Origin of the sequence: Kitasatospora sp. NBC_00374 (assembly GCF_041434935.1) — a bacterium.
GTDB lineage: Bacteria > Actinomycetota > Actinomycetes > Streptomycetales > Streptomycetaceae > Kitasatospora.
This window is the reverse complement of record NZ_CP107964.1, coordinates 1,818,470-1,841,420: the sequence shown is the minus strand read 5'-3', so window position 1 is coordinate 1,841,420 and position 22,951 is coordinate 1,818,470. Positions and strand designations below refer to the sequence as shown.

The window sequence follows — 22,951 nt, the reverse complement described above, 5'->3', positions numbered from 1 at the left end:
TGACGGCGGAGGGCCCCGGAGGATCGATCCTCCGGGGCCCTCCCCGTTCTCCGTTCTCCGGTGGAGCCGCTCGGCGCCGTCAGGCGGCGAAGGCGAGCGGCCGGTGCGGTGCGATCACCCGACCGTCGGGCAGCAGCTCGCCGGTGTCCTCGAAGAGCAGGACGCCGTTGCACAGCAGGCTCCACCCCTGGTCGGGGTGGAGCGCCACGGGGACGGCCGCCTCGCGGTCGGGGGAGTCGGCGGTAGGACACTCAGGACGGTGCTGGCACATCGTTGTACCCTCGCTTCGCTCGCGATCCACACCCGCCGCACGGCCACCCCCCTGGGCGCCGCCCTGCCGGCGGATCCTGCCGGCCGGCTCTGGTGTGAACCGGCTCCGCAACGGGTAGGACAGCTGGTCCTCCGTGCTGGTTCCCAGTGTCGGGGTCCGGGGACCCTCGCGCAGCCATTTCGTGACTTGCGCCACAAGCGGGAGCCCGATTCCACCCGGCCGGTTGTCCTGCGGGCGGTGACAGCGCCGGACGGGCCATCGGGGACTGACTCGAACTGGTCAGTCCCCGATGGCCCGTCCGGGGGATGTCGGGTCAGGGTCGGCCGAGCAGCGCGGGCGCGGCCACGGGGGAGTGGTCGAGGGCGGCGAGAAGTTCGGCGGCCGGGTACACCCGGTGCGCGGTGACGCCGACCGGGGCCGGGGCGAGCGGGATGATCAGATCCTCGCCCGGGGCGGGGCTGCGCAGCCACAGTGCCGTCGCGTAGTGGCCCGGCATCGACAGCAGCCTGGGCTGGTGCTGGGAGTGCGCGGCGTGGGCGAGCTGCCAGGCCTGTCGCAGGGCGCGCAGGGTGGAGTCCAGGTAAGGGCCCGCCGTGAAGTGGGAGAAGCTGTGCCCGCCAGGGGTTTCGACCACCTCGGCCGAGGCCGCGAACTCGCCCGCCCCGTTCTTGATCAGGAACCGCCAGCCGGTCCGCCTGGCCTCGGTGGGGCTGGCCCCCGGGCGCTCCAGGACGTACACCGCCAGCGGGTGCGCGGGTTGCAGCGGGCCGGGGCCGTGGCGCAGCACCGAGGCCGCCGGCTGTCGGAGCCCGGCCTCGGAGTCGAGAGCGGCCAGCACCGCGCGCAGTGCGCCGGGCGGGGGCTGAGGGGTCTGCAGAGTCATGGTGAGTCGCCTCTCCGTGCGAGATCGGCGTGCGAGTGCGGCATACCGGCATGGCGTCGATGTGGCGGGGCCTGGGCCGTGTCCGGTTGGGCATGATCGCGGTGCGTGCGCGGGCCCGCCGTCGACCAGCCGATGTCGGCGAGGGGGTCGAGTGGCGGGCGACCGGGCCGGGGCGCAGTGCGAATTCTACTCGAACAGGTGCGCAGGGTGACCTTCTTATCACGTTCAGTGGCGTGGCACAAGTCGAGCTGTCGCTGAAAGTGGGTCAGGATCCTTGTCCTGACGACGTGTTCGAGACCACGGGCTATCGATCTTCCGGATGGGCATATTGCTTGCACTGTCGACCGAGGGGGAGGGAGGGCACCCATGGGCGAGAAGGTCGTGGCGACCCGCGCGGAACTGTCCGACCGGCAGCTCTACCGGCGCAAGCTCCAGTCCTGTCTGGATGTGCTGGAGCGGATGCTGAGGGAGCAGCGGTTCGACCGGCCCAGGGCGATGATGGGCCTGGAGATCGAGCTCAACCTGGTGGACGAGCAGGGCCTGCCGGTGCTGGGGAACACCCGGGTCCTGCAGTCGATCGCCTCCGCCGACTTCCAGACCGAGCTCGGCCAGTTCAACGTCGAGGTCAACATCGCACCGCGCCGGCTCGGCGGCCACGTCCTGGAGGACCTGCGCGAGGAGATCGACACCGGACTGCGCTACGCCGACCGGAGGGCGGCCGAGGTGGGCGCCCGGATCGTCATGGTCGGCATCCTGCCGACCCTCGACCTGGACCACACCGGCCTGGAGGCGATGTCCCACAACGACCGGTACACCCTGCTCAGCGACCAGATCCTGGCCGCGCGCGGCGAGGACATCGCGCTGGACATCGACGGTGTGGAACACCTCGCGGTGGAGTCGGTCTCGATGGTGGCCGAGGCCGCCGCCACCTCGCTCCAGCTGCATCTTCAGGTCACCCCCGACCGGTTCGCCTCGGTGTGGAACGCGGCGCAGGCGATCTCGTCCGTCCAGCTGGCGCTCGGCGCCAACTCGCCGTTCCTGTTCGGGCGGGAGCTCTGGCGGGAGACGCGCCCCGTGCTGTTCCAACAGGCCTGCGACACCCGTTCGGCGGAGCTCAAGGCGCAGGGCGTGCGCCCCATCACCTGGTTCGGGGAGCGCTGGGTCGACTCCGTCCTGGACCTCTTCGCCGAGAACCTGCGCTACTTCCCGGCGCTGCTGCCGATCTGCGACGACGAGGACCCGGCGAAGGTGCTCGCCTCCGGCGGCGTCCCCAGGCTCGCCGAGATGCGGCTGCACAACGGCACCATCTACCGCTGGAACCGGCCGGTCTACGACATCGCCGACGGCGTGGCGCACCTGCGGGTGGAGAACCGCTGTCTGCCGGCCGGGCCGACGGTGACCGACACCCTGGCGAACGCGGCCTTCTACTACGGTCTGGTGCGGGTCCTCGCCGAACAGCCCCGGCCGATCTGGAACCGGCTCTCCTTCGCCCAGGCGGACGAGAACTTCCACACCGCCGCCCGGCACGGTATCGACGCCGTCCTGCAGTGGCCCGGGCGTGGCCGCTCCGGGCGGGGCGCCGCACCGGTGGCCGCCACCGACCTGGTCCTGAACGAGCTGCTGCCGCTGGCGTACCAGGGGCTGGACGAGTGGGGCATCGAGCCGGCCGACCGGGACCACTACCTCGGGATCATCGAGCAGCGCTGCCTGCGCCGGACCAACGGCGCATCCTGGCAGGCCGCCACCGTGCACCGCCTGCGGGAGCAGTTCGGGATGGACCCGCAGGCGGCGATCGCCGCGATGACCCGCCGCTACCTGGAGCACATGCGCGGGGGCGAGCCGGTGCACACCTGGCCGGTGGGCTAGGCGCGGGGCCCAGGGGCGGGCAGGGGCGTCCCGGCGTGGTCGTCGTGCCGGGTTCTCATCCGGCTGTGGAAGGATGATCGGCCCGGAGGCCGTCCAGGCCGCCGGGCCTCGGGGAGCGTCGGCCGCGGGGCAGAGCACCGCGTGCTGGAGACCAGGTGACCACCGCTTCGACCGAGCCCGACCCGCAGGCCGGGTTCGCCACCGGCTCACGCCGGCTGCCGGCCGTGGAACTGCTGATCGTCCTCGGGCTCTCGCTCGGGGCCAGCGGGCTCTCCGCCACGATCAGCTTCGTCGGCTCGCTCACCGAGTCGGTCTCGCTGGGGAGCCAGGTCGCCGTCCTGAACGGCTCCCGGGCACCGGGCCGGCCCTGGCTGGACCTCGCCTGGCAGCTCTACTACATCGCCCGCGGCCTGATGCCGGTGGTGCTGGTCGGCTACCTGCTGGTCCGCGAGGGAACGTCACTGCGGGTGCTCGGCTTCGACCTCACCCGCAAGCTCTCGGATCTGCGGCGCGGCGCGGCGGTGGCCGCCGCGATCGGCGGCTCGGGCCTCGCGCTCTACCTGGCCGCCCAGGCCGCCGGCGTCAACCTGACGGTGGCCCCCTCCGGCCTGCCCGACGTCTGGTGGCGGATCCCGGTCCTGGTCGCCTCGGCGTGGCAGAACGCGATCCTGGAAGAGGTGATCGTCCTCGGCTACCTGCTGCGCAGGCTGCGGCAGCTCGGCTGGGGCTGGCCCGCCATGGTGGCCACCAGCGCGGTGCTGCGCGGCTCCTACCACCTGTACCAGGGCGTCGGCGGGCTGGTCGGCAACATGGTGATGGGCGTGGTCTTCTGTCTGCTGTACCGCCGTTGGGGCCGGGTGATGCCGCTGGTGGTGGCCCACGCGCTGATCGACACGGTCGCCTTCGTCGGCTACGCGCTGCTCGCGGGGCACGTGAGCTGGCTGCCCACCGGCTGAGCCCACCGGCCCCCCCGGCCGGCCCCGCCCACCGGCCGGGCCGACCGGTGGGCCGTCGTGCGGGCCGGGCTCACGCCTGCGGCAGCGCCTGGAGGGTGCCGTCCAGGACGGTGACGGCCCGCCCGGCCAGCAGCACCCGGTCGCCGGTCACCTCGCAGCGGACCAGCCCGCCGCGCACCGAGGCCTGGTAGCCCGTCACCTTGGTCCGGCCGAGACGCTCGGCCCAGTACGGTGCGAGCGCGGTGTGGGCACTGCCGGTCACCGGGTCCTCGGCGATCCCGACGGCCGGCGCGAAGAAGCGTGACACGAAGTCGTAGCCGGCGGCCGGGTCGTCGGCCGGGGCGGTGACCAGCACCCCGCGCACCGGCAGCCGGGTCAGGGCGCCGAAGTCCGGTGCCAGGGCGCGCACGGCGTGCTCGTCGGGGAGCAGGACGAGGTAGTCGGCCAGCGCGCCGGTCTCGTAGGCGGCGAGCACGGGCCGGCCGAGGGCCTCCTCGACCCCGGGGAGGGTGTCGACCGGCAGGTGCGGATTGGCCGGGAAGTCCAGGGTGATGGTGCCGTCCGCCTCGGCGAGCGCGCGCAGCAGTCCGCCCCGGGTGTCGAAGCGGACCCAGCCCTCGCCGAGCAGCCCGTCGCCCTGCAGGGCGTGGACGGTGGCCAGGGTGCCGTGCCCGCACAGGTTGACCTCCTCGACCGGGGTGAACCAGCGCAGCCCCCAGTCGGCCTCGCCGCCGGGGGGCAGCGGGACGGCGAAGGCGGTCTCGGAGAGGTTCATCTCGGCGGCGATCCGGCGCATCTGCTCGGGGTGCGGCCAGTGCGGGCCGTCGAGCAGGCAGACGGCGGCGGGGTTGCCGCTGAACGGGCGGTCGGTGAAGGCGTCGATGATCCGGATTCGCATACGGCGAAATCTATCCCCGACCGGGCGTTTCCCGACAATGCCAATCAGTGACGGGTGGACTGGTCGTCGGCCCGGCGTCGACGACGGGATGCGACCGGTGGCCTGGCCAGCAGCCGGTCGACGTGCCGGCGTTGCAGGCCCTGGCCGGGCTCGATCCGCAGCAGGACCCGGTCGCGGCGGAGGAACGTCCGGCGCAGCAGGCTGGACGGGATGATGTCGTCGATCCAGGCGAACGGCCGGCCGTCGGCGTACCGGACGATGGGCGCCCACTTGCGCGCCGAGAACACGTCCAGCAGCGGCACTTTCGGATCGTCGGGCTGCGGCACGTACCCGGTGAACGTCACCACGGGCAGCTGCGGCAGGCCGAGCAGGGGCGGCAGGTGGAGGTTGGCGTGCTCCTCCCAGGTGGTGGCCCAGACGAGCTGGTAGCCGGCGGCGAGTTCGCGCAGCCACGCGCCGTGCCGGCCGGAGAGCAGGACGGTGTGGCCGAGCAGGTGGTGGCTGTCGAACTCGGTGTCCGGGTGCGGGCAGGCCGGGTTGAGCACGCCGTCGACGTCGATGAAGAGCAGTGGACCGGTCACGGGCCGTCCCCCCGGGCAGATGACATGTCATCTGATCGGACGGATGGCGGCCCGGTGCGGTTGCTCCGCGGCACCCGGTGCGCCGCTCCCCCCAGCGACCTCCGGCGCGGTTTCCCGCGTCACCCCACCGGTACGGGCTCCCCGACGGCGGCCGGTGCGACGGCGGCCCGGCGCAGCCGGCGGACGTCCGGAAGGACCAGGACGGCGGCGGCGAGCGTGAGCGTCACCAGGGCGCAGGTCCACAGCGCGCCGTCCAGACCCAGGGCGTCGGCGGCGGGCCCGGCCAGCGCGGTGCCGACGGGGGCGAGCGCGAGTGAGCCCAGGTGGTCGTAGGCGCAGATCCGGGAGAACATCGCGGCCGGGATCTCCTGCTGGAGGGCCAGCATCCAGTTGACGCCGAAGACCGTCACCCCGGCCCCGCTGACGAACATCGCGCCGGCCAGGACGGGCAGGGGCGCGTGCAGCGCGAGGCCGAGTGCGGGGAGCGCGAAGAGGAACACCCCGTGGTTGCCGGCCAGCAGGATCCGGCTCGGCCGCCAACGGGTCATCAGCACTCCGCCCGCCAGCATCCCGATGCCGAAGCCGGACAGCGCCAGGCCCCAGTCCCGGGCCCCGCCCATCCGCTGCTCGGCGGCGACCGCGCCGTACACCGAGTCCACCGCGCTGATGCAGGCCATCACCACGGAGAACTGCAGCACCACCCCCCAGAGCCAGCGCCGGGAGGCGAACTCCCGCCAGCCGGAGCGCAGTTCGCTCAGCATCCCGGCACCGGACGGACCCCGGTCGCCGGGTGCGGCGCGGAGCAGCAGCCGCAGGCCGGCGGCGACCGCGAAGCCGACCGCGTCGAGGGCGAGGACCCAACCGGGACCGGCTGCGGCGGTGAGGGCCCCGCCGAGGGCCGCGCCGCCGATCTGGGAGCCGTTGAGGGCCATCCGGTAGACCGAGAAGGCCTTCCCCGCGTGCTCCGGGTCGACCGCCTCCATGATCATTCCTTCGGCGGCGGGGGCGTAGAACGCCTGGCCGACGCCGCCGGCCGCGGAGAGCAGCAGCAGCGCCCAGAGCGGCGCCGGTCCGGCGAGCACCAGCACGGCGAGGACGCCCTGCGAGAGCGCGTTGAACAGGTTGGCGGCGGCCATCACCCGGTGGCGGGGGATCCGGTCCGCGAGTGCACCGCCGACCAGCAGGAACGCCACCAGCGGCACCAGCCGGGCCGCGGAGACCCAGCCGACCTCGGCGACGGTGCCGCCGCCCTCCAGGACGGCGAAGGCGGTGGCGATCGGCGCGCCGGCGTTGCCGAGCCCGCTGACCACCGTGGCCGCCGTCTGGATCCGGTAGTCACGGCCCGCCCAGGCGAAGCGGCGGGTGGTGGTTCGGTCGCTGCGCATCGCACGATGATGCGGGTACGAGCCGACCCGCGTCCATCCGATTCCCCGGCGGTCCGGGCGGGCCGCGGCCTCCGGCCGGCCGGCCCCGACAGCCGTCAGCCGAGGTGGCCCCAGAGGAAGCTGAGGGTGCGCTGCCAGGCGATCCGGGCCTGCAGCGCGTCGTACCTTCCCCGCGGGTCCTCGTCGTTCATGAAGGCGTGGCCGGCCGGGTAGAAATGGATCTCCGGGCGCCGGTCGGTGGCCTCGCCGATCCTGATCGCCGCCTCGTCCACGGCGGCCGGCGGGTACGACCGGTCCTGTTCGGCGTAGTGCCCGAGCACGTGCGCGGTGACGCCGCGGTAGTCGAAGCCCTCGTCCTCGGGCAGCCCGTAGAACGGCACCACGGCGGCCACCCGGTCACCCTCCTGGGCGGCCAGGACCAGTGCCAGGCCGCCGCCCATGCAGAGGCCGACCACGCCGATCGCGTCGCCCACCACCCCGGGGTGGTCCAGCAGGAAGCCGACCGCGCCGCGCAGGTCCCGGGCGGCCTGCTCGGCGGGCAGCTCGGCCAGCATCCGGGCGGCCTCCGCCCGGTCGTGCGCCACCGCGCCGCCGTACAGGTCGGGGGCGAGGGCGACGAAGCCCTCGGCGGCGAAGCGGTCGACCAGGTCGGCGATGTGGCCGGTCAGCCCCCACCACTCCTGGACCACCAGGACGGCGGGGCCCATCCCCTGGGGCGGCAGGGCCAGATAGCCGTGCGCCGTGTCCCCGTTGCCGGGGAAGGTGACGTTCTGCCGGGAACTGCCCATGGCCTCTCCGTCGGGTGGGCCGCGTGACGCGGCGGGCAGCGGGCGGCGGCTACGGCCCGCGGGGAGCATGCTACTGACGGCGCGACGCGGTGTCCGGTGATCCGGGCCGGTCGGGTGATCGGGCGTCAGCCCATCTCCTCCAGGGCCTTGCCCTTGGTCTCCTTGATGCAGAACACCACGAACGGGATGGACAGCAGGGCGAACACGGCGTAGATGACGTAGGTCGCCGACAGGTTCCAGTCGGCGAGGTCCGGGAAGGTGACGGTGATCGCCCAGTTGGCGATCCACTGCGCCGAGGCGGCCACCGACAGGGCGAGCGCGCGGATCGCGTTCGGGAACATCTCGCCGAGCAGCACCCAGACCACCACGCCCCAGGAGAACGCGAAGCAGAAGACGAAGACGTGCGCGGCGACCAGCGCCACCGTCGCGTACGTGTCGTCCAGGGTGGCGCTGTCGCCGGTGCCCTGACGGAACGAGAACGCCCAGGCGGCCGTACCTAGCGCGAGCGCCATGCCGACCGAGCCCGCCAGCGCCAGCGGCTTGCGGCCGATCCGGTCGACCAGGGCCATCGCGACCACCGTGCCGACCACGTTGACGATCGAGGTGGAGAGGCTGATCAGCAGGGAGTTGCTCTCGTTGATGCCCACCGACTGCCACAGGAAGGACGAATAGTAGAAGATCACGTTGATGCCGACGAACTGCTGGAACACCGAGGCCCCGATGCCGACCCAGACGATCGGCAGCAGGCCCAGCCGTCCGCCCGTGAGGTCCCGCGGCCGCGGCTTCTTCTCGGTGTGGAGCACCGAGCGGATCTCGGCCACCCGGGCGTCCAGGTCGATGCCCTCGCCCTCCACCTCGCGCAGCACCGTGCGGGCCTGCTCCTCCTTCCGGTTGGCGATCAGGAAGCGCGGCGACTCCGGGATTGTGAGCGCCATCCCGCCGTACACCAGCGCCGGGATCGTCTCCACCCCGAGCATCCACTGCCAGGCCTGGACACCGCCCAGGTGGTTGGTGGAGTCGCCGCCGGCCGCCTGGTTCAGCGCGTAGTTGGCGAGCTGGGAGACCGTGATTCCGAGCACGATCGCCATCTGCTGGAAGGAGGCCAGCCGGCCCCGGTACGCGGTGGGGGACACCTCGGCGATGTACGTCGGCGCGATCACCGAGGCGATGCCGATCGCGACACCGCCGACCACCCGCCACACCGCCAGCACCTGGATGCTGGGCGGGAACATCGAACCGACCCCGCTGATCGCGAACAGGCCCGCGGCCAGCAGCATGGTCCGCACCCGGCCGAACTGGTCGGCCAGCCGGCCGGCCACCACGGCGCCGGCCGCCGAACCCAGCAGCGCGATGGCCACGACGAACGCCGTCTCACCGTTGCCGACCCCGAAGTGCTCCTGGATGCCCGTCACCGCTCCGTTGATCACGGCGCTGTCGTAGCCGAAGAGGAAGCCGCCCATCGCGGCCGCGGCCGAGATGAAGACCACATGGCCCAGATGGGCCTCGCCGGATCTGTGGGGTGCGGAGGAGGAGGTGGACAGCGCGAGCTCCCGGGTCCGGCGGCCCGTCTGCTCGGCCGAGTGAACGGAATCCCTCCCATTCCACCAGCAGGCCGCCGGGATCGCGCGCTGTGCGCCTGACGGTACGACAGATCGCCTCCACGGCCACCCGATCGGACGTAGCCGGCGGCCCGTCAGCCGTCAGCCGTCAGCCGTCCGCCCGGTCGGCCGTCCGTCGGCTCAGCCGTCCGTCCGGCCGGGGGCCGGGCACCCTCCGGTCCGCAGCGCGTTGCGCCGCAGCAGCTGTGCCCGGGCGCCCCCGTCCAGCCCCCGGGCGCGCTCGGCGAGCCGGTCGGCGAGCCCGGCCTGCTGCTCGGCGGGCTTCTTGTCGTCGTACTTGAACTTCGCCCGTACCTCGTCGACCGCCAGCCGCAGCCCGCGCAGGCCCGACAGCAGCGGGCCGTACGGCTCCCGGCCGGGCGTCACCCGGGTGCCGGGGGTCTCCGGCTGGAAGTGCGCCAGCTGGCGGTTGAGGATGGCGGCCTTGCCGGCCGCGTCCTCGACGATCTCGGCGGTGCAGGAGAACTGGACCGAGGCGTAGTAGCTGGTCGGTGTGCCCGGCTCGCCGCGCCAGTACCCGGGCGCGAAGGCGTAGTCGTCCGTCACCGACAGGGTGACCCGCGGGTCGGCCCGGACGGCCGCCCAGAACGGGTTGGGGGTGGCGAGGTGGAGCAGGATCTCGCCGCGCTCGGCGTCCAGGACGAAGTGGGTCGGCACCAGGACCGGCCCCTGCCCGGCCGGGCCGTTGGCGGCGAGCAGCCCGAAGTCCCGGCCGGCGGCGAGCCAGGCCCGCCACTCGGCCTCGCCGCCGCGGTCCCAGGTGCGGATCAGCACGTCGCCCCGCCGGCCCGGACGAGGTCGCCGAGGTGGGCGGGGAGCGGGACGGCGCTGGAGGCGTGCGGCTCGGGGGTGCCGTACCCGCTGGTGAGGGGGACGACGCCGGCCCAGTACGGGAGTTCGAGGTCGGCCTCGTCGTCGTCCGCGCCGTCCGCCCGGGTCTTGGCCGACACCTCGTCGAGGTCGAGCCGGATCACGGCGGTGGCGGCGAGCTCCTTCGCGTTGGCCGGTCGGACCTCGCGGGAGCGGCCCGGGACGGCGTGGTCCACCAGGGCGTCCAGCGCGACCGCCAGCTCGGCGGGGTCGGTCACCTGGTGCGCGGTGCCGTGGGCCACCACCGAGCGGAAGTTGACGGAGTGGTTGAACGCGGACTTGGTCAGCACCAGGGCGTCCACCAGCGTCACCGTGAGGCAGACCGGCAGGCCCCGGTCGGCCCCGGCGGCGCGCAGCGGACGGCTGCCGGTCGAACCGTGGACGTAGAGGCGGTCCCCGACCCGGGCGTAGATGGTGGGCAGCACGACGGGGGTGCCGTCCGGCGCCACGAAGCCGAGGTGGCAGATCCAGGCACTGTCGAGAACCTGCTGGATGGCCTCCTTCTCCCAGGTGGCGCGGTCCTTGTAGCGGGTGGGGGTGGTCCGGGGCGTCCGTGCGTAGGCCGTGTCCGACATGACAACCTCTATGTACTAGTGCATAATGGCGTTTGTGCTAGGAGAATATCGGTTCCAGGGCAGGCGTGCCAACGAGATTGCCGCCGACGTCGAACAGGCCGTCGGCAGCGGCGCCCTGCCGCCCGGCACCGCCCTCCCCCCGCTGCGCGACCTCGCGACGGAGTTGGGCGTCAACCCCAACACCGTGGCCGCCGCCTACCGGCTGCTGCGCGACCGGGGCGTGATCGAGACCGCCGGCCGCAAGGGAAGCAGGGTCCGGGCCCGCCCGGTGAACGCCCCGCGCGACCGGATCCGGATCCCCGTCCCGCCCGGCGCCCGTGACCTGGCCGACGGCAACCCGGACCCGGCCCTGCTGCCCCCGCTCGGCCCCGCGCTGGCCGTGGCCGCGGCTGCCGTCGAGCGGCATCCGACGCTCTACGGCCACCCGATCGCCGACCCCGGGCTGCTGGAACTGGCCGCGGCCGCCTACCGCGAGGACGGCGCTCCGCAGGGTGCGCTCGCCGTCTGCTCCGGCTCGCTGGACGCGATCGGACGGGTGCTGGCCGCCCGGCTGCGCCCGGGCGACCCGGTCGCCGTCGAGGACCCGGGCTGGGGCAGCGTGCTCGACCTGCTGCCCGCGCTCGGCCTGAAGGCGCTGCCGGTCGCCCTGGACGACCAGGGGCCGCTGCCCGGCGCGGTGGCCGAGGCGCTGGCCGCGGGGGCGCGGGCGCTCGTCGTCACCAGCCGCGCCCAGAATCCGACCGGGGCCGTGGTCACCGCCGCCCGGGCCGCCAAGCTGCGGGCGGTGCTCGCCGGACACCCGGGCGTGCTGCTGATCGAGGACGACCACGGCCACGGCATGGTCGACCAGCCGTTCTGCTCGCTCGCCGCGGCTCCCGGCGGCCGCCCGGTGACCCGCCACTGGGCCCTGGTCCGCTCGGCGGCCAAGGCGTTCGCCCCGGATCTGCGGCTGTCGGTGCTGCTCGGGGACCAGGACACTATCGACCGGGTGCTGGGCCGGCAGCGGCTCGACACCGGCTGGGTCAGCCTGCTGCTCCAGCGCACCGTGGCCGAGCTCTGGCGGACCGGCGCCGCGCCGCCGGAGACCGTCGCCGCCGCGTACCGCGCCCGGCGCGAAGGGCTGCTCGCGGCGCTCGCCGCGCGCGGGATCCGGGCGCACGGGGAGAGCGGGCTGAACGTCTGGGTGCCCGTCCCCGACGAGTCCGGGGTGACCGCCGCCCTGGTGCAGCGCGGCTGGGTGCCGGCGCCCGGGGCCCGCTACCGGCTGCAGTCCCCGCCGGGGATCCGGCTCACCGTCTCGACGCTGACCCCCGCCGAGGCCACCGCACTCGCCGACGATCTCGCGGAGATCCTGACGGGCCGCGACGGAGGCTCGCGACTGATCTGAACCGACCGGTAACTCTGTGAAATACCTGTGTCGGATACCTAGCGGTAACAAGCGCGCTCATGTCACATTCATCGCGCCACCGGCCGGCGGCCCACCCTCACCCGTGCCTCGCGACCCCACCTTCGCGAGGCCGTTCGCAGGAGTTTCGCCGTGCCCAAGAGCCGACGCACAACCCCACGCACTCCGCGCACCCGTGCGCTGCTGGCCGCAGCAGCGCTCGTCCTGCCCCTGCTGACCGCCCTGGCCGCCCCCGCGGGTGCGGCCGAGGCGGCCCTGCCCACCGCCAGCGTGTCGATGGGCGACAGCTACATCTCCGGTGAGGCCGGACGCTGGCAGGGCAACAGCCTCACCACCAGCGGCAGCCGCAGCGGCACCGACCGTGCCTACACCGGCAGCGGGTACGACCCCGCCCGGGTGTACGGCGCCACCTACGCGAGCGGGTGCGACCGCTCCGACGTGGCCGAGATCCGCAGCGCCGCCACGATCAGCCAGACCCAGATCAACCTGGCCTGCTCGGGCGCCGTCAGCCAGAACGTCTTCCGTGCCGCCAACGGCGGCCAGGCGTACAAGGGCGAGGCCCCGCAGGCCGACCAACTGGCCGGGATCGCCCGGCAGTACAACGTCAAGCTGATCACCCTCTCGATCGGCGGGAACGACCTCGGCTTCGCCGACGTGATCTCCAACTGCGTCCAGGACTACCTGGTCTGGTACTCCTACTGCCACGACGACCAGCAGGACGCGGTGGACGCGGAGATGGCCGGGGCGATGGCCGGCGTCGGCAAGTCCGTCGACGAGATCCGGGCCGTCATGACGGCGGCCGGCTACGCCTCCGGCAGCTACCGGATCGTGCTGCAGTCGTACCCGTCGCCGATCCCGCGCAGCAGCGAGAACCGCTACCCGGAGAGCGGCTGGAGCCGGGCCAACACCGGCGGCTGCCCGTTCTGGGACCAGGACGCCGACTGGGCGCGGGACCAGCTGGTGCCGCAGATCTCCACCGGCCTGGCCGCAGTGGCCGCCGCCAAGGGCGTGCAGTTCCTCGACCTGCGCGACCTGCTGCAGGGCCGTGAGGTCTGCTCCAAGTCGACCAGGCTGGCCACCTCCTCCGCCGGGCCGTCCGCGACCGCCAGCGAGTGGGCCCGCTGGCTGGACATGGGCAGCTCGACCCAGGGCACCCTGCAGGAGTCCTTCCACCCGAACTACTACGCCCAGCTCGCCCTCGGCCGCTGCCTGACCTTGCTCAACGCCCAGCCGAGCGGCAACTGGTCGTGCCGGAACACGGCGGGCAAGGACACCACCGGGGTCTACCTGGCCGCCAGGAGCTGACCCGCCCGCACCTGCCCGCGCGGGCCGCACACGTGCCCGCTTGGGCTCGCACCGAACGCCGGCGCCGCCGCCCCGGAAGGGGACGGCGGCGCCGGTGGACCGCGCCGGGGGCGGAGGGCTCTCGGCCTCCACCCCGGGCCCGGGTCTCAGCCCTTGGCGAGCAGCGCCTGGGCGTGCTCGCGGACCTGATCCTTCGTCAGATAGGCGTCGGTGTACTCGAAGTCGCGCAGCCGGGCGGGCTGGCGGGCCAGGAATCCGGTGCGCACGAAGTCGTCGCCGGCGGTCGCGTTCAGCAGCCAGTTGGCGCCGACCCGGAACTTGGCCGCATTCGTCCGCATCGCCATCAGGTGGTAGCCCCGGGCCACCAACTGGGCCGGTACGCCGTGGAGTTCGACGCCGACCGGCTTGGACACCGCGTCCTTGCCGCCGAGATCCACCACCAGGCCGAGATCCCGGTGGTAGTACGGCTCCAGCGGCTGGTTGCGCAGCGCCGCGACCAGGTTGTCGGCGCAGGCCTTGCCCTGGCGGGCGGAGTGCTGGGCGGTGGGCGGGCAGACCGCCCCGTCACCCTTGGCGAGGTCCGGGACGGCCGCCGCGTCGCCGAGCGCGAAGACGCCCTCGAACTGCGGCACCCGCATCTCCGCCGTCACCGCGACCCGGCCGCGGACCGTCTCCGCGTCCAGGGTGCCGATCAGCGGGCTGGCCGCGACACCGGCCGTCCAGATCAGCGTCCGGCACGGCAGCACCCGGCCGTCGGTGAACTTCACCGTCTCGGCGCCCACCTCGGCCACCGAGACGCCCAGCGAGACCTCGATCCCGCGCTCGCGCAGGATCTGCAGCGCGGTGACGCCCAGCTTGTCGCCGAGCTCGGGCATCAGCTTCGGTGCGATGTCGATCAGATGCCACTTGATCAGCCGCGGGTCCAGCCGGGGGTAGCGCCGGCTGGCGGCGGTGGTGAGCCGCTGCAGGCAGGCGGCGGTCTCGGTGCCCGCGTACCCGCCGCCGACCACCACGAACTGCAGGCGCGACTCGCGCTCGTGCTCGTCCCGGGTGGCCGAGGCCAGGTCCAGCTGGGCGATCACATGGTCGCGGACGTACGTCGCCTCGGCGAGGGTCTTCATGCCGCGGGCGTAGTCGGTCAGGCCCGGGATGTCGAAGGTGCGGGTCACACTGCCGGGGGCCAGCACCAGGTAGTCGTACTTCTCTGCGGTGACCTCGTCCGTGATCTTGCGGACCACACAGACCTTCGAACGCGGATCCACCCCGATCGCCCCGCCCGGGATGATGTGGGTGCGGCGCAGGGAACGGCGTAGCGAGACGGCCACCGACTGCGGGGTCAGCACACCGGCCGCGACGTGCGGGAGCAGCGGCAGGTAGAGCTGGTAGCTGAACGGTGCGATCAGCGAGATCTCCGCCTCCGAGGGGGAGAGCTTGCGTTCCAGTCGGCGTGCGCACTCCAGGCCGGCGAAACCGCCGCCGACGATCAGGATCCGAGGTCGCTCCATCGTCCATCCCTTGTGTGCCGGTTCATGCCGTATCAGGACAGTTGTCCGCCACCCTCGCACGGACCGTGCCGCCCTGCCACCGCAGGCGCGCCCGGCAGCGGGCTGACGGTCGGTAGGCTGGCCGGATGCTCTCCGAGGTGACGGCGGTCCGCTATGCGACGCCACTGCGTGAAGGCGGCTCGATGCCGGGCCTGGTTGAGGCCGACGACCGGCGGCTGTACGTCCTCAAGTGGGTCGGCGCCGCGCAGGGCCGCAAGGCGCTGGTCGCCGAGGTGCTGGCCGGGGAGCTGGGCCGGCGGCTCGGGCTGCCCGTGCCGGAGCTGGTCCGGATCGACCTGGACCCGGTGCTCGCCCGCAGCGAGCCGGAGCAGCAGATCCAGGAACAGATGCGGGCCAGCGGCGGCGTCAACCTCGGGATGGCCTTCGTCAGCGGCGCGCTCAACTTCGATCCGCTCTGCTTCGAGGTCGACGCCGCGCTGGCCGGGCGGGTGCTCTGGTTCGACGCGCTGATCGGCAACGTCGACCGCTCCTGGCGCAACCCCAACCTGCTGGTCGCCGCCGGTGGGCTGCGGCTGATCGACCACGGCGCGAGCCTGATCTTCCACCACAACTGGGCGGGCGCCGCCGGGTGGGTCGGCCGGCCGTACGACGCCTCGGACCACGCCCTGCTGGCCGCCGCGCCCGACCTCGGGTCCGCCGACGCCGAGCTGGCGCCGCTCGCCGCCGAGTCGCTGGCCGGCGCGGTCGAGGCGATCCCCGACGAGTGGCTGACCGAGGAGCCGGGCTTCACCGACCCGCAGGGCGTACGGGAGGCCTACCTCGCACAGCTCACGGCCCGGCTGGCGGGCCCACGCGACTGGCTGCCGGAGGTGGCGGGCTGATGGAGGCACTGATGGGACCCGGGGCGACGGACCGGGACGAGGCGGGTGAGGCCGCCGTGCGGCACGACTACGAGTACGCGGTGCTGCGCGCCGTCCCGCGGGTCGAGCGCGGGGAGTTCGTGAACATCGGCGTCCTGCTGTACTGCCGGCGGACCGACTACCTCGGGGCCAGGACCCACCTGGACCAGGGGCGGCTGCTGGCGCTGGACCCGGTCGCCGACGTGGCCGGCGTCCGGCGCGCGCTGCGCGGGATCGAGGCGATCTGCGACGGCGGTCCGTCCGCCGGGCCCGCGGCCGCGGACGGCCCCGGCCGGCGGTTCCGCTGGCTGACGGCGCCGCGCAGCGCGGTGGTCCAGCCCGGGCCGGTGCACACCGGGCTGACGGCGGACCCGGAGGGCGAGCTGCGGCACCTCTTCGAGCTGCTGGTGCTGTGACACCGCCGTGATACCGGCCGTGACACCCGTTGTGACACCCGGACGGGGTTCGGGTGCCGTGGGCACTTGCCGCGGTCAAAGCTGGAGCAGGTGAACCTTTTCGGCGTAACCTGGCCGACATGGGCACCACAGCGACCACCCCGGCTCCGTCCACCGTCGACCTGATGGAGGCGGTGGCAGCCGTCGGCGCGGCGTACTTCCAGGACTTCGCGGTGGCCGCGGGGCGGCACGGGCTGAACTCCTCGCAGGCCAAGGCGCTCAAGGCCGTCCAGGAGCCGGTCCCGATGCGCGCGCTGGCCGGACGGCTCGGCTGCGACGCCTCCAACGTGACCGGCATCGTGGACCGGCTGGAGGCGCTCGGCCTCGCCCACCGGGAGACCGCGCCGGGTGACCGCCGCGTCAAGATCGTCGCGATCACCCCGGAGGGCCGCACCATCCTCGACCGGATCCGCGACGACATGACCCGCGCGCACGAGGCCTTCGCCAGCCTCGACGCGGACCAGCGGGTGGCCCTCGACCGGCTCTGCCGCCAGGTCCTGCCGCTGCTCACCGGCCGGTAGCCCCGCCGGGCCGCCCGCAGGCCCGGCGGCGCTGTCGGACCGTGCGGCTATCCTGCCCAGCCGGAGCGAGGGGAGCGGCACGCGATGGCTGACTGGACGGTCACCGGCCTGGGCTGGCACGACGGCGTCCCGCGACTGGGCGCCACCGACTGGCAGCGGGAGCACGCGCGGGAGATCACCGCCGGGCTGCGGATCGGCTGGCGGGTGTCCGGACCGCGCCGGTGCACCGGCGTCCGGAGCTCGCGCGGGCACCGGCGGTGCCCGTACCGGGAACAGGTCGCGCCGCAGGGCGGCAGCAGCCAGTGCGAGACCTGCCAGCGGGCCGACCCCGGGCTCGCCCTCGCCCGCGACCAGATCCTCGACGACGGCCGTCCCTACCGGCTCTACCTCGCCTGGTTCGGCGCGGGGCTGCTCAAGGTCGGTCTGACCGGCGAGCACCGCGGCATCGCGCGGCTGCTCGACCAGGCCGCCCCGGTGTTCACCTTCGTCGGCCGGGGACGGCTCCCGGCCGTCCGACGGGCCGAGCTGACCGTCGCCCAGGCCGGGCTGGCCAGGGAACGCGTCCGCAGCTCCGTGAAGGCCGCCGCCTGGTGGGGGCTGGCCGAGGTCGCCGACCGGCGTGCGGAGCTGCTCGCCTGCCGTCGGGAGGTGCTGCGGCTGCTGGCCGGGCACGGGATCGAGCTGCTGCCCGACAGCCCGGTGGTGGACCAGGTGGGGCTGTTCGGGCTGGCCGAGGGCGCGCCGGCCGCCTACCGGAAGGTCACCGCGCTCAGCCCCGGCGCCACGCTGGTGGGGACGGTGCGGCCGGCGATCGGCAGCCATCTGTTCATCGATCCGCAGGGCGCGGACGGGCACCCCCAGGACCAGCCGCTCCTGCTGGACACCAGGTTGCTCGCCGGGTGGGGGCTGGCGGCCGCGGACGACGTCCGGGGCTGCTCGGGGCTCGGCCTGCGGGACTGCGTCCGGCCGTCCGAACCGGGCGCGCAGGACGCGCTGTTCTGACGGCCGTCAGGCTTCCGGTAGACCGTCCGCCCGAGGGCGCCCGCCCGGGCGGGTGTGGCGGCGCGCCGTCCGGCGGGTTGCCCGTGTACCGCCGTCGGGTGGTGTGACCTCGACTGTTAGGCTTGCGAAGCGTGAGCGCGAAGCCCCAGATCCCCAATGTCCTGGCCTCCCGGTACGCTTCGGCGACCCTGGCCCAGCTGTGGTCCCCCGAGCACAAGGTGGTCCTCGAGCGCCACCTGTGGCTCGCCGTCCTGAAGGCCCAGCAGGACCTCGGCATCGAGGTCCCGGCCACCGCCGTCGCCGACTACGAGCGGGTCGTCGACCAGGTCGACCTGGAGTCGATCGCCGCCCGTGAGCGGATCACCCGCCACGATGTGAAGGCCCGGATCGAGGAGTTCAGCGAGCTCGCCGGGCACGAGCAGATCCACAAGGGCATGACCTCGCGGGACCTCACCGAGAACGTCGAGCAGCTGCAGATCCGGCAGTCGCTGGAGCACGTCCGGGACCGCACGGTCGCCGTCCTGGTCCGTCTCGGCCGGCTCTCCGCCGAGCACGGCGAGCTGGTCATGGCCGGCCGCTCGCACAACGTCGCCGCACAGGCGACCACCCTCGGCAAGCGTTTCGCGACCGTCGCGGACGAGCTGCTGGTCGCCTTCCACCGGCTGGAGGAGCTGCTCGCCCGCTACCCGCTGCGCGGGATCAAGGGCCCGGTCGGCACCGCGCAGGACATGCTCGACCTGCTCGGCGGCGACGCCGACAAGCTGGCCGAGCTGGAGCGGCGGGTCGCCGGCCACCTCGGCTTCGCCAACGTGCTCACCAGCGTCGGCCAGGTCTACCCGCGCTCGCTGGACTTCGAGGTGCTCACCGCCCTCGTCCAGCTCGCCGCCGCGCCGTCCAGCCTGGCCAAGACCATCCGCCTGATGGCCGGCCACGAGCTGGTCACCGAGGGCTTCAAGGCCGGCCAGGTCGGTTCCTCGGCCATGCCGCACAAGATGAACACCCGCTCCTGCGAGCGCGTCAACGGGCTCGCCGTCATCCTGCGCGGCTACGCGTCGATGACCGCCGAGCTGGGCGGCGACCAGTGGAACGAGGGCGACGTCTCCTGCTCGGTCGTGCGCCGGGTGGCCCTGCCGGACGCCTTCTTCGCCTTCGACGGCCTGCTGGAGACCTTCCTGACCGTACTGGACGAGTTCGGCGCCTTCCCGGCCGTGATCGAGGCCGAGCTGGACCGCTACCTGCCGTTCCTCGCCACCACCAAGGTGCTGATGGGCGCGGTGCGCGCCGGGGTCGGCCGGGAGGTCGCGCACGAGGTCATCAAGGAGCACGCGGTCGCCTCCGCGCTCGCGATGCGCGAGGGTGCCCGGGAGAACGCGCTGCTCGACCGGCTGGGCGCGGACGAGCGGATCCCGCTGGACCGGGCCGCGCTGGACGCGCTGCTGGCGGACCGGCTCTCGTTCACCGGCGCGGCGGGCGCGCAGGTGGCCGAGGTGGTGCGGCGGGTGCAGGCCGTGGCCGACGCCTATCCGGAGGCCGCGAAGTACGCCCCGGGCGACATTCTCTGACAGCTGTCATCCGACCTCGGTCGGTGCTCCACCCGCACGGCCCCGCTCATCCCGGAGCGGGGCCGTCGGGCTCGGTGGCGGCAGCTCCGCGCCCGGGGCCGATCGGCGGCGTGGTCGTCCCGCAGTACCAGTCGCAGTCCGGCTCGGCGACCGGCCGGTCCGGCTGGAGCGCGTCGCTCCGTACGGTGGCGAGCGCCAGCAACCCGCCCGCCGCGAGCAGCCCGGCGCAGATCAGCATCGCGGTGCCGAAGGCGTCGTCGACCTCCGCCGGCACCTGGTACGCCTCACCGCTGAGCCCGGAGAGGGCCGGCAGCGCCGCCACCGCGAACAGCCCGGCCGCCCGCGCGGCGGCGTTGTTCACCCCGCTGGCGATGCCCGCGCGCCGGACGTCGACCGCCGCCAGCACGGTCGCCGTCAGCGGGGCGACCAGCAGCGTCATCCCGGCTCCGAGCACCGTCACGGCCGGCAGCACGTCCGTCCAGTACGAGGCGTCCGGCCCGATCCGCAGCATCAGGAGCACCCCCGCGGCGCAGATCATCGGCCCCAGGAAGAGCGGCAGCCGGGGCCCGATCTCCTTCCCCAGACGGCCCGCCCGGCTGGACAGCGCCAGCATCAGTACGGTGATCGGGACCAGTGCCACCCCGGCGGCCAGCGGGCTGAACCCGGAGACCGTCTGCAGCTGGACGGTCAGCAGCAGGAAGACGCCGCTGAACGCCGCGTACACGCAGAGGGTCACCAGGTTGACGGAGGTGAACTGGCGGGAGGCGAAGAGGTCCAGCGGGAGCATCGGGTTGCCGCTCCGCCGTTCCGCGAACACGAAGGCGACACCGAGCAGGACCCCCACGACCCCGGCGACCAGCGACCACCCCCGGAGCCCCTCGGTGAGGGCGTAGGTCACCCCGGCCAGCGACAGCGCGGCCAGCGTCGCACCGAGGACGTCGAAGTGGCCCGGGTCCGCCGGGTCCCGGGTCTCCGGCACGTGGCGGGCCGTCACCAGGACCACCACGGCGGCCAGCGGCACGTTCAGCAGGAAGATCCACCGCCAGCCCGGCCCGTCCACCAGCCACCCGCCGAGGAACGGGCCGACGGCGGCGGCCACGCCGCCCAGCCCCGACCAGGCGCCCACCGCACCGGCCCGGTCGTCCGGATGGAACACCGCCTGCAGCATGGCCAGCGAGCCCGGGGTGAGCAGCGCACCGCCGACGCCCTGCAGGGCGCGGGCGAAGATCAGCACCTCGATGTTCGGGGCCGCCGCGCACAGCGCCGAGGCCGCGGCGAACCAGCAGACCCCGATCAGGAAGACCCGGCGCCGCCCGTAGCGGTCGCCGAGCGATCCGCCCAGCAGGATCAGCGCGGCCAGGGTGAGCAGGTAGGCGTTGACCGTCCACTGCAGGGCCGCCAGCGAGGCGTTGAGGTCGGTGCCGATCCGGGGGAGGGCGACGTTGACGACCGTGCCGTCGAGCATCGCCATGCCCGAGCCGAGCACGGTGGCCAGCACCACCCACCGGCCCCGCGCCGTCCCGAGCCGGATGTCGCCTGCGGCGCCCTGTGTGTCCACCTCCCGATCGTCCGCCCGCCGCCGGACGGGCGCACCCGGACCTGCGCGGCGGGACCACGGACCGGCCGGGCACCAGTGGTCCGGTGACCGACACCCCGCGCCGACCGAACCCGCGCCGACCGCTCCCGGCCCGATCGCACCGGTGCCGATCGAGATCGCCCGACCGTCGACGGCTGTGCCGCGCGGGTGGTCGCGGGTACCCGCCCGGCGCGCGCTGATCCGTCACGATCGGCCGGCCGGGCCCTAGCCTGGCCGACGAGGAGGTGCTGACATGTCGTCACCCGCGACCGGCCCCGACTGGGCGGTGCTCGCGCCGCACTGGGACCCGTCCGAGCGCAGCGACGCCGAGGACCGGGCCGCCGAGGACGAGCTGTCGGCGATCGGCCGCACCGCCGACCGGGTGGCCGGGGGCGGGATCAGGGCCGCGGTGCTCGGGGTCAACGACGGGCTGGTCACCAATCTGTGCATGGTCCTCGGGGTGGCGGGGGCCTCCGTGGACGCCGGGACGGTGCGGCTGTCCGGGCTGGCCAGCCTGGTCGCGGGCGCGCTGTCGATGGCGGCCGGTGAGTGGGTCTCGGTACGCAGCCAGGTGGAGGTGGCCCGGGGCATGGAGGACGCGCTGCAGCGGGCCTGGCGGCGCTCCCCGCCGGTGGTCCTGGCCCATCTGAGCGGCACCATGCGGGCCCGGGGCCTGGACCCGGAGACCGCGGTGCGGGCGAGCCGCAGCGTGGTGTCGGCGGGGCGCGGTTCGCGGAGCACCAGCCTGCGGATCCTGTACGGGGTCAGCGCCCGGGACGCCGGTTCGCCGATGGTGGCGGCGGTCAGTTCGCTGCTGCTGTTCGCGCTCGGTGCCCTGGTGCCGCTGCTGCCCTGGTTCTTCACCGGGGGCGGCGCGGCGGTGGCCGCCTCGACCGTGCTGACCGCCCTCGCCTCGCTCGTGGTGGGCGGTGCGCTGGGCTACGGGTCGGGGCGGCACGCGGCCTGGACGGCGGTGCGCCAGCTGCTGATCGTGGCGGTCGCCTCCGCGGTGACGTTCGGCCTGGGCAGGCTGGCCGGGTCGGCCGTGCTGTAGCGGCCCCTGCCCGCCCGGTCAGCGGGGTGCGAGCAGCGCCGCGCGGCGCCACATCGGCTCCACGCTGCGGTCGATGATGCCGAGCTCGGTGAAGAACCCGACGGCCTTGCGCGCCCAGTCGACCCGGGCGTCGCGCCAGTACGGGTTGAGGTGGGCCGCCCGCTGAGCCGCGACCGGGTCCAGCCCGGCCCGCGCGTACACCCGCGGGTGGACGATCTCCGCCACCGACTGCTGCGCCAGCACGGCGAGGGCCCGCCGGAACACCGCCCGGCGGGGCGCGCTCATCCGGGCCCAGCGCCGCTCCAGCTCCGGTTTGGCGTAGCCGATGTGCCGGGCCTCCTCGATCACGTGGATCCGGGCGACCGCGCGGGCCAGCGGCTGGAGGCCTTCGTCGCGGATCATCTCGCGCTGCATCGCGTCGGCGAACTCCTCGACGAATATCGCGCCGGCGAAGGTCATCGCGGTGTCGTTCAGGAGGAAGTGCAGCCGGCCCAGCCGCTGGGCGCGGCGGCTGGGCCGCGCGGACGGGTAGCCGACGGTGCTGATGTAGCGGGCGAACATGGTGGAGTGCCGGCACTCGTCGGCGACCTCGGTGAGCGCGTACTGGGCGTGCCGGGTGGTCAGATCGCTCGCGTAGACGTGCCGGACCAGCCCCTCCATCAGGATCAGCTCGAACCAGATGCCGGCGGAGGTGGCGCTGGCGAACTGGTCGACGCTGAGGCGGGCGCGCTGCCGCGGGCCGAGCGCGTGCCACATCGGGGTGCCGTGGAGCGAGACCCGGTGCGCGGGGAGGGCGAACTGCTCCGGGTCCACCGGGGCGTCCCAGTCGATCGCGGTCAGCGGGTCGTAGGAGTGCTTGGCGGAGGCGCGCAGCAGCCGTTCGGCGTTCTGCTCGCGGTCCTGCGGGCGGGCGGCGGTGGAGGCGTCACGCATCGGTCGGCTCCGGTGGCGGGCAGGGACAGGGGGAGGCCGGAC

Annotated in this window: 22 protein-coding genes; 10 read left to right on the top strand and 12 right to left on the bottom strand. The window is 74.0% G+C overall.

The annotated features are described in order from the left end of the window. Positions 1 to 79: 79 nt before the first annotated feature. Both OG871_RS08140 and OG871_RS08135 read right to left on the bottom strand, forming a co-directional pair. Positions 80 to 271 (bottom strand): DUF5999 family protein, encoded by a 192-nt coding sequence (locus OG871_RS08140; protein ID WP_033825438.1) that lies wholly within the window; start codon positions 269 to 271, stop codon positions 80 to 82. Positions 272 to 584: 313 nt separating this feature from the next. Beyond that, positions 585 to 1,154 (bottom strand): hypothetical protein, encoded by a 570-nt coding sequence (locus OG871_RS08135; protein WP_371495457.1) that lies wholly within the window; start codon positions 1,152 to 1,154, stop codon positions 585 to 587. Positions 1,155 to 1,520: 366 nt separating this feature from the next. Here OG871_RS08135 and OG871_RS08130 point away from each other — a divergent pair, with 366 nt between their 5' ends. Both OG871_RS08130 and OG871_RS08125 read left to right on the top strand, forming a co-directional pair. Further along, entirely contained in the window at positions 1,521 to 3,020 is a 1,500-nt protein-coding gene (locus tag OG871_RS08130; RefSeq protein WP_371495456.1) for a glutamate-cysteine ligase family protein, read from the top strand. A 155-nt stretch (positions 3,021 to 3,175) separates the two neighbouring features. Beyond that, positions 3,176 to 3,976, top strand: coding sequence for a CPBP family intramembrane glutamic endopeptidase (locus OG871_RS08125; protein WP_371495454.1), 801 nt, complete (start codon positions 3,176 to 3,178; stop codon positions 3,974 to 3,976). Between the two features lie 70 nt (positions 3,977 to 4,046). On the opposite strand, the gene OG871_RS08120 is transcribed toward OG871_RS08125, so the two are convergent. The 7 genes from OG871_RS08120 to OG871_RS08090 all read right to left on the bottom strand — a co-directional run bounded on the left by OG871_RS08120 (position 4,047) and on the right by OG871_RS08090 (position 10,692). Next, entirely contained in the window at positions 4,047 to 4,874 is an 828-nt protein-coding gene (locus OG871_RS08120; protein WP_371495452.1) for a PhzF family phenazine biosynthesis protein, read from the bottom strand. Between the two features lie 44 nt (positions 4,875 to 4,918). Further along, positions 4,919 to 5,455 carry an HAD domain-containing protein gene (locus OG871_RS08115; RefSeq protein ID WP_371495451.1) on the bottom strand — a complete coding sequence of 179 codons (537 nt, stop codon included), beginning with the start codon at positions 5,453 to 5,455 and terminating at the stop codon, positions 4,919 to 4,921. A gap of 119 nt (positions 5,456 to 5,574) precedes the next feature. Continuing rightward, positions 5,575 to 6,840 carry an MFS transporter gene (locus tag OG871_RS08110; protein WP_371495449.1) on the bottom strand — a complete coding sequence of 422 codons (1,266 nt, stop codon included), beginning with the start codon at positions 6,838 to 6,840 and terminating at the stop codon, positions 5,575 to 5,577. Positions 6,841 to 6,935: 95 nt separating this feature from the next. Then, on the bottom strand, positions 6,936 to 7,628 hold the full coding sequence (locus OG871_RS08105) for a dienelactone hydrolase family protein (RefSeq protein ID WP_371495448.1): 693 nt from the start codon (positions 7,626 to 7,628) through the stop codon (positions 6,936 to 6,938). Between the two features lie 125 nt (positions 7,629 to 7,753). Then, the gene (locus tag OG871_RS08100) at positions 7,754 to 9,115 is read right to left on the bottom strand and encodes a sugar porter family MFS transporter (protein ID WP_371495446.1); all 1,362 of its coding nucleotides are present in this window, start codon (positions 9,113 to 9,115) and stop codon (positions 7,754 to 7,756) included. A 252-nt stretch (positions 9,116 to 9,367) separates the two neighbouring features. Further along, positions 9,368 to 10,021, bottom strand: a complete 654-nt coding sequence (locus tag OG871_RS08095) for an FMN-binding negative transcriptional regulator (RefSeq protein WP_371495445.1) — start codon at positions 10,019 to 10,021, stop codon at positions 9,368 to 9,370. Then, positions 10,015 to 10,692, bottom strand: a complete 678-nt coding sequence (locus tag OG871_RS08090) for a pyridoxamine 5'-phosphate oxidase family protein (RefSeq protein ID WP_371495443.1) — start codon at positions 10,690 to 10,692, stop codon at positions 10,015 to 10,017. The genes OG871_RS08095 and OG871_RS08090 overlap by 7 nt, the downstream gene beginning before the upstream one ends. A 34-nt stretch (positions 10,693 to 10,726) precedes the next feature. Between OG871_RS08090 and OG871_RS08085 the strand changes: the two genes are divergently transcribed. Both OG871_RS08085 and OG871_RS08080 read left to right on the top strand, forming a co-directional pair. After that, a complete protein-coding gene (locus OG871_RS08085; protein ID WP_371495441.1) occupies positions 10,727 to 12,079 on the top strand; it encodes an aminotransferase class I/II-fold pyridoxal phosphate-dependent enzyme in 1,353 nt (450 codons plus the stop codon). Between the two features lie 150 nt (positions 12,080 to 12,229). Continuing rightward, positions 12,230 to 13,402 (top strand): GDSL-type esterase/lipase family protein, encoded by a 1,173-nt coding sequence (locus tag OG871_RS08080; protein WP_371495439.1) that lies wholly within the window; start codon positions 12,230 to 12,232, stop codon positions 13,400 to 13,402. 146 nt (positions 13,403 to 13,548) lie between these two features. Here OG871_RS08080 and OG871_RS08075 read toward each other — a convergent pair whose 3' ends face one another. Then, entirely contained in the window at positions 13,549 to 14,907 is a 1,359-nt protein-coding gene (locus OG871_RS08075) for an NAD(P)/FAD-dependent oxidoreductase (RefSeq protein ID WP_371495437.1), read from the bottom strand. Positions 14,908 to 15,032: 125 nt separating this feature from the next. On the opposite strand from OG871_RS08075, the gene OG871_RS08070 reads away from it, so the two are divergent. From OG871_RS08070 to purB, 5 genes are all read left to right on the top strand, one after another. Continuing rightward, positions 15,033 to 15,788 (top strand): HipA family kinase, encoded by a 756-nt coding sequence (locus tag OG871_RS08070; protein WP_371495435.1) that lies wholly within the window; start codon positions 15,033 to 15,035, stop codon positions 15,786 to 15,788. Further along, positions 15,788 to 16,222, top strand: a complete 435-nt coding sequence (locus OG871_RS08065; RefSeq protein WP_371495433.1) for a DUF3037 domain-containing protein — start codon at positions 15,788 to 15,790, stop codon at positions 16,220 to 16,222. The genes OG871_RS08070 and OG871_RS08065 overlap by 1 nt, the downstream gene beginning before the upstream one ends. Positions 16,223 to 16,341: 119 nt before the next feature. After that, positions 16,342 to 16,782, top strand: a complete 441-nt coding sequence (locus OG871_RS08060) for a MarR family winged helix-turn-helix transcriptional regulator (RefSeq protein WP_371495431.1) — start codon at positions 16,342 to 16,344, stop codon at positions 16,780 to 16,782. Positions 16,783 to 16,866: 84 nt separating this feature from the next. Next, positions 16,867 to 17,784 carry a DUF2797 domain-containing protein gene (locus OG871_RS08055; protein WP_371495429.1) on the top strand — a complete coding sequence of 306 codons (918 nt, stop codon included), beginning with the start codon at positions 16,867 to 16,869 and terminating at the stop codon, positions 17,782 to 17,784. A gap of 131 nt (positions 17,785 to 17,915) precedes the next feature. Next, positions 17,916 to 19,346: an adenylosuccinate lyase gene (purB, locus tag OG871_RS08050; protein ID WP_371495427.1), complete on the top strand. Its 1,431-nt coding sequence runs from the start codon at positions 17,916 to 17,918 to the stop codon at positions 19,344 to 19,346. Between the two features lie 46 nt (positions 19,347 to 19,392). On the opposite strand, the gene OG871_RS08045 is transcribed toward purB, so the two are convergent. After that, positions 19,393 to 20,904 (bottom strand): MFS transporter, encoded by a 1,512-nt coding sequence (locus OG871_RS08045; RefSeq protein ID WP_371495425.1) that lies wholly within the window; start codon positions 20,902 to 20,904, stop codon positions 19,393 to 19,395. 271 nt (positions 20,905 to 21,175) lie between these two features. Here OG871_RS08045 and OG871_RS08040 point away from each other — a divergent pair, with 271 nt between their 5' ends. Then, complete coding sequence (locus tag OG871_RS08040) at positions 21,176 to 21,976, top strand: VIT1/CCC1 transporter family protein (protein WP_371495423.1); 801 nt, start codon at positions 21,176 to 21,178, stop codon at positions 21,974 to 21,976. A gap of 18 nt (positions 21,977 to 21,994) precedes the next feature. On the opposite strand, the gene OG871_RS08035 is transcribed toward OG871_RS08040, so the two are convergent. Beyond that, complete coding sequence (locus tag OG871_RS08035; protein WP_371495421.1) at positions 21,995 to 22,909, bottom strand: diiron oxygenase; 915 nt, start codon at positions 22,907 to 22,909, stop codon at positions 21,995 to 21,997. Positions 22,910 to 22,951 lie beyond the last annotated feature (42 nt).

Bases quoted from the DNA above. Each gene is read 5' to 3' on its own strand.
- OG871_RS08140 (WP_033825438.1), bottom strand. From the start codon at position 271: ATGTGCCAGCACCGTCCTGAGTGTCCTACCGCCGACTCCCCCGACCGC.
- OG871_RS08135 (WP_371495457.1), bottom strand. From the start codon at position 1,154: ATGACTCTGCAGACCCCTCAGCCCCCGCCCGGCGCACTGCGCGCGGTG.
- OG871_RS08130 (WP_371495456.1), top strand. From the start codon at position 1,521: ATGGGCGAGAAGGTCGTGGCGACCCGCGCGGAACTGTCCGACCGGCAG.
- OG871_RS08120 (WP_371495452.1), bottom strand. From the start codon at position 4,874: ATGCGAATCCGGATCATCGACGCCTTCACCGACCGCCCGTTCAGCGGC.
- OG871_RS08110 (WP_371495449.1), bottom strand. From the start codon at position 6,840: ATGCGCAGCGACCGAACCACCACCCGCCGCTTCGCCTGGGCGGGCCGT.
- OG871_RS08105 (WP_371495448.1), bottom strand. From the start codon at position 7,628: ATGGGCAGTTCCCGGCAGAACGTCACCTTCCCCGGCAACGGGGACACG.
- OG871_RS08090 (WP_371495443.1), bottom strand. From the start codon at position 10,692: ATGTCGGACACGGCCTACGCACGGACGCCCCGGACCACCCCCACCCGC.
- OG871_RS08075 (WP_371495437.1), bottom strand. From the start codon at position 14,907: ATGGAGCGACCTCGGATCCTGATCGTCGGCGGCGGTTTCGCCGGCCTG.
- OG871_RS08070 (WP_371495435.1), top strand. From the start codon at position 15,033: ATGCTCTCCGAGGTGACGGCGGTCCGCTATGCGACGCCACTGCGTGAA.
- OG871_RS08065 (WP_371495433.1), top strand. From the start codon at position 15,788: ATGGAGGCACTGATGGGACCCGGGGCGACGGACCGGGACGAGGCGGGT.
- OG871_RS08060 (WP_371495431.1), top strand. From the start codon at position 16,342: ATGGGCACCACAGCGACCACCCCGGCTCCGTCCACCGTCGACCTGATG.
- OG871_RS08055 (WP_371495429.1), top strand. From the start codon at position 16,867: ATGGCTGACTGGACGGTCACCGGCCTGGGCTGGCACGACGGCGTCCCG.
- OG871_RS08040 (WP_371495423.1), top strand. From the start codon at position 21,176: ATGTCGTCACCCGCGACCGGCCCCGACTGGGCGGTGCTCGCGCCGCAC.
- OG871_RS08035 (WP_371495421.1), bottom strand. From the start codon at position 22,909: ATGCGTGACGCCTCCACCGCCGCCCGCCCGCAGGACCGCGAGCAGAAC.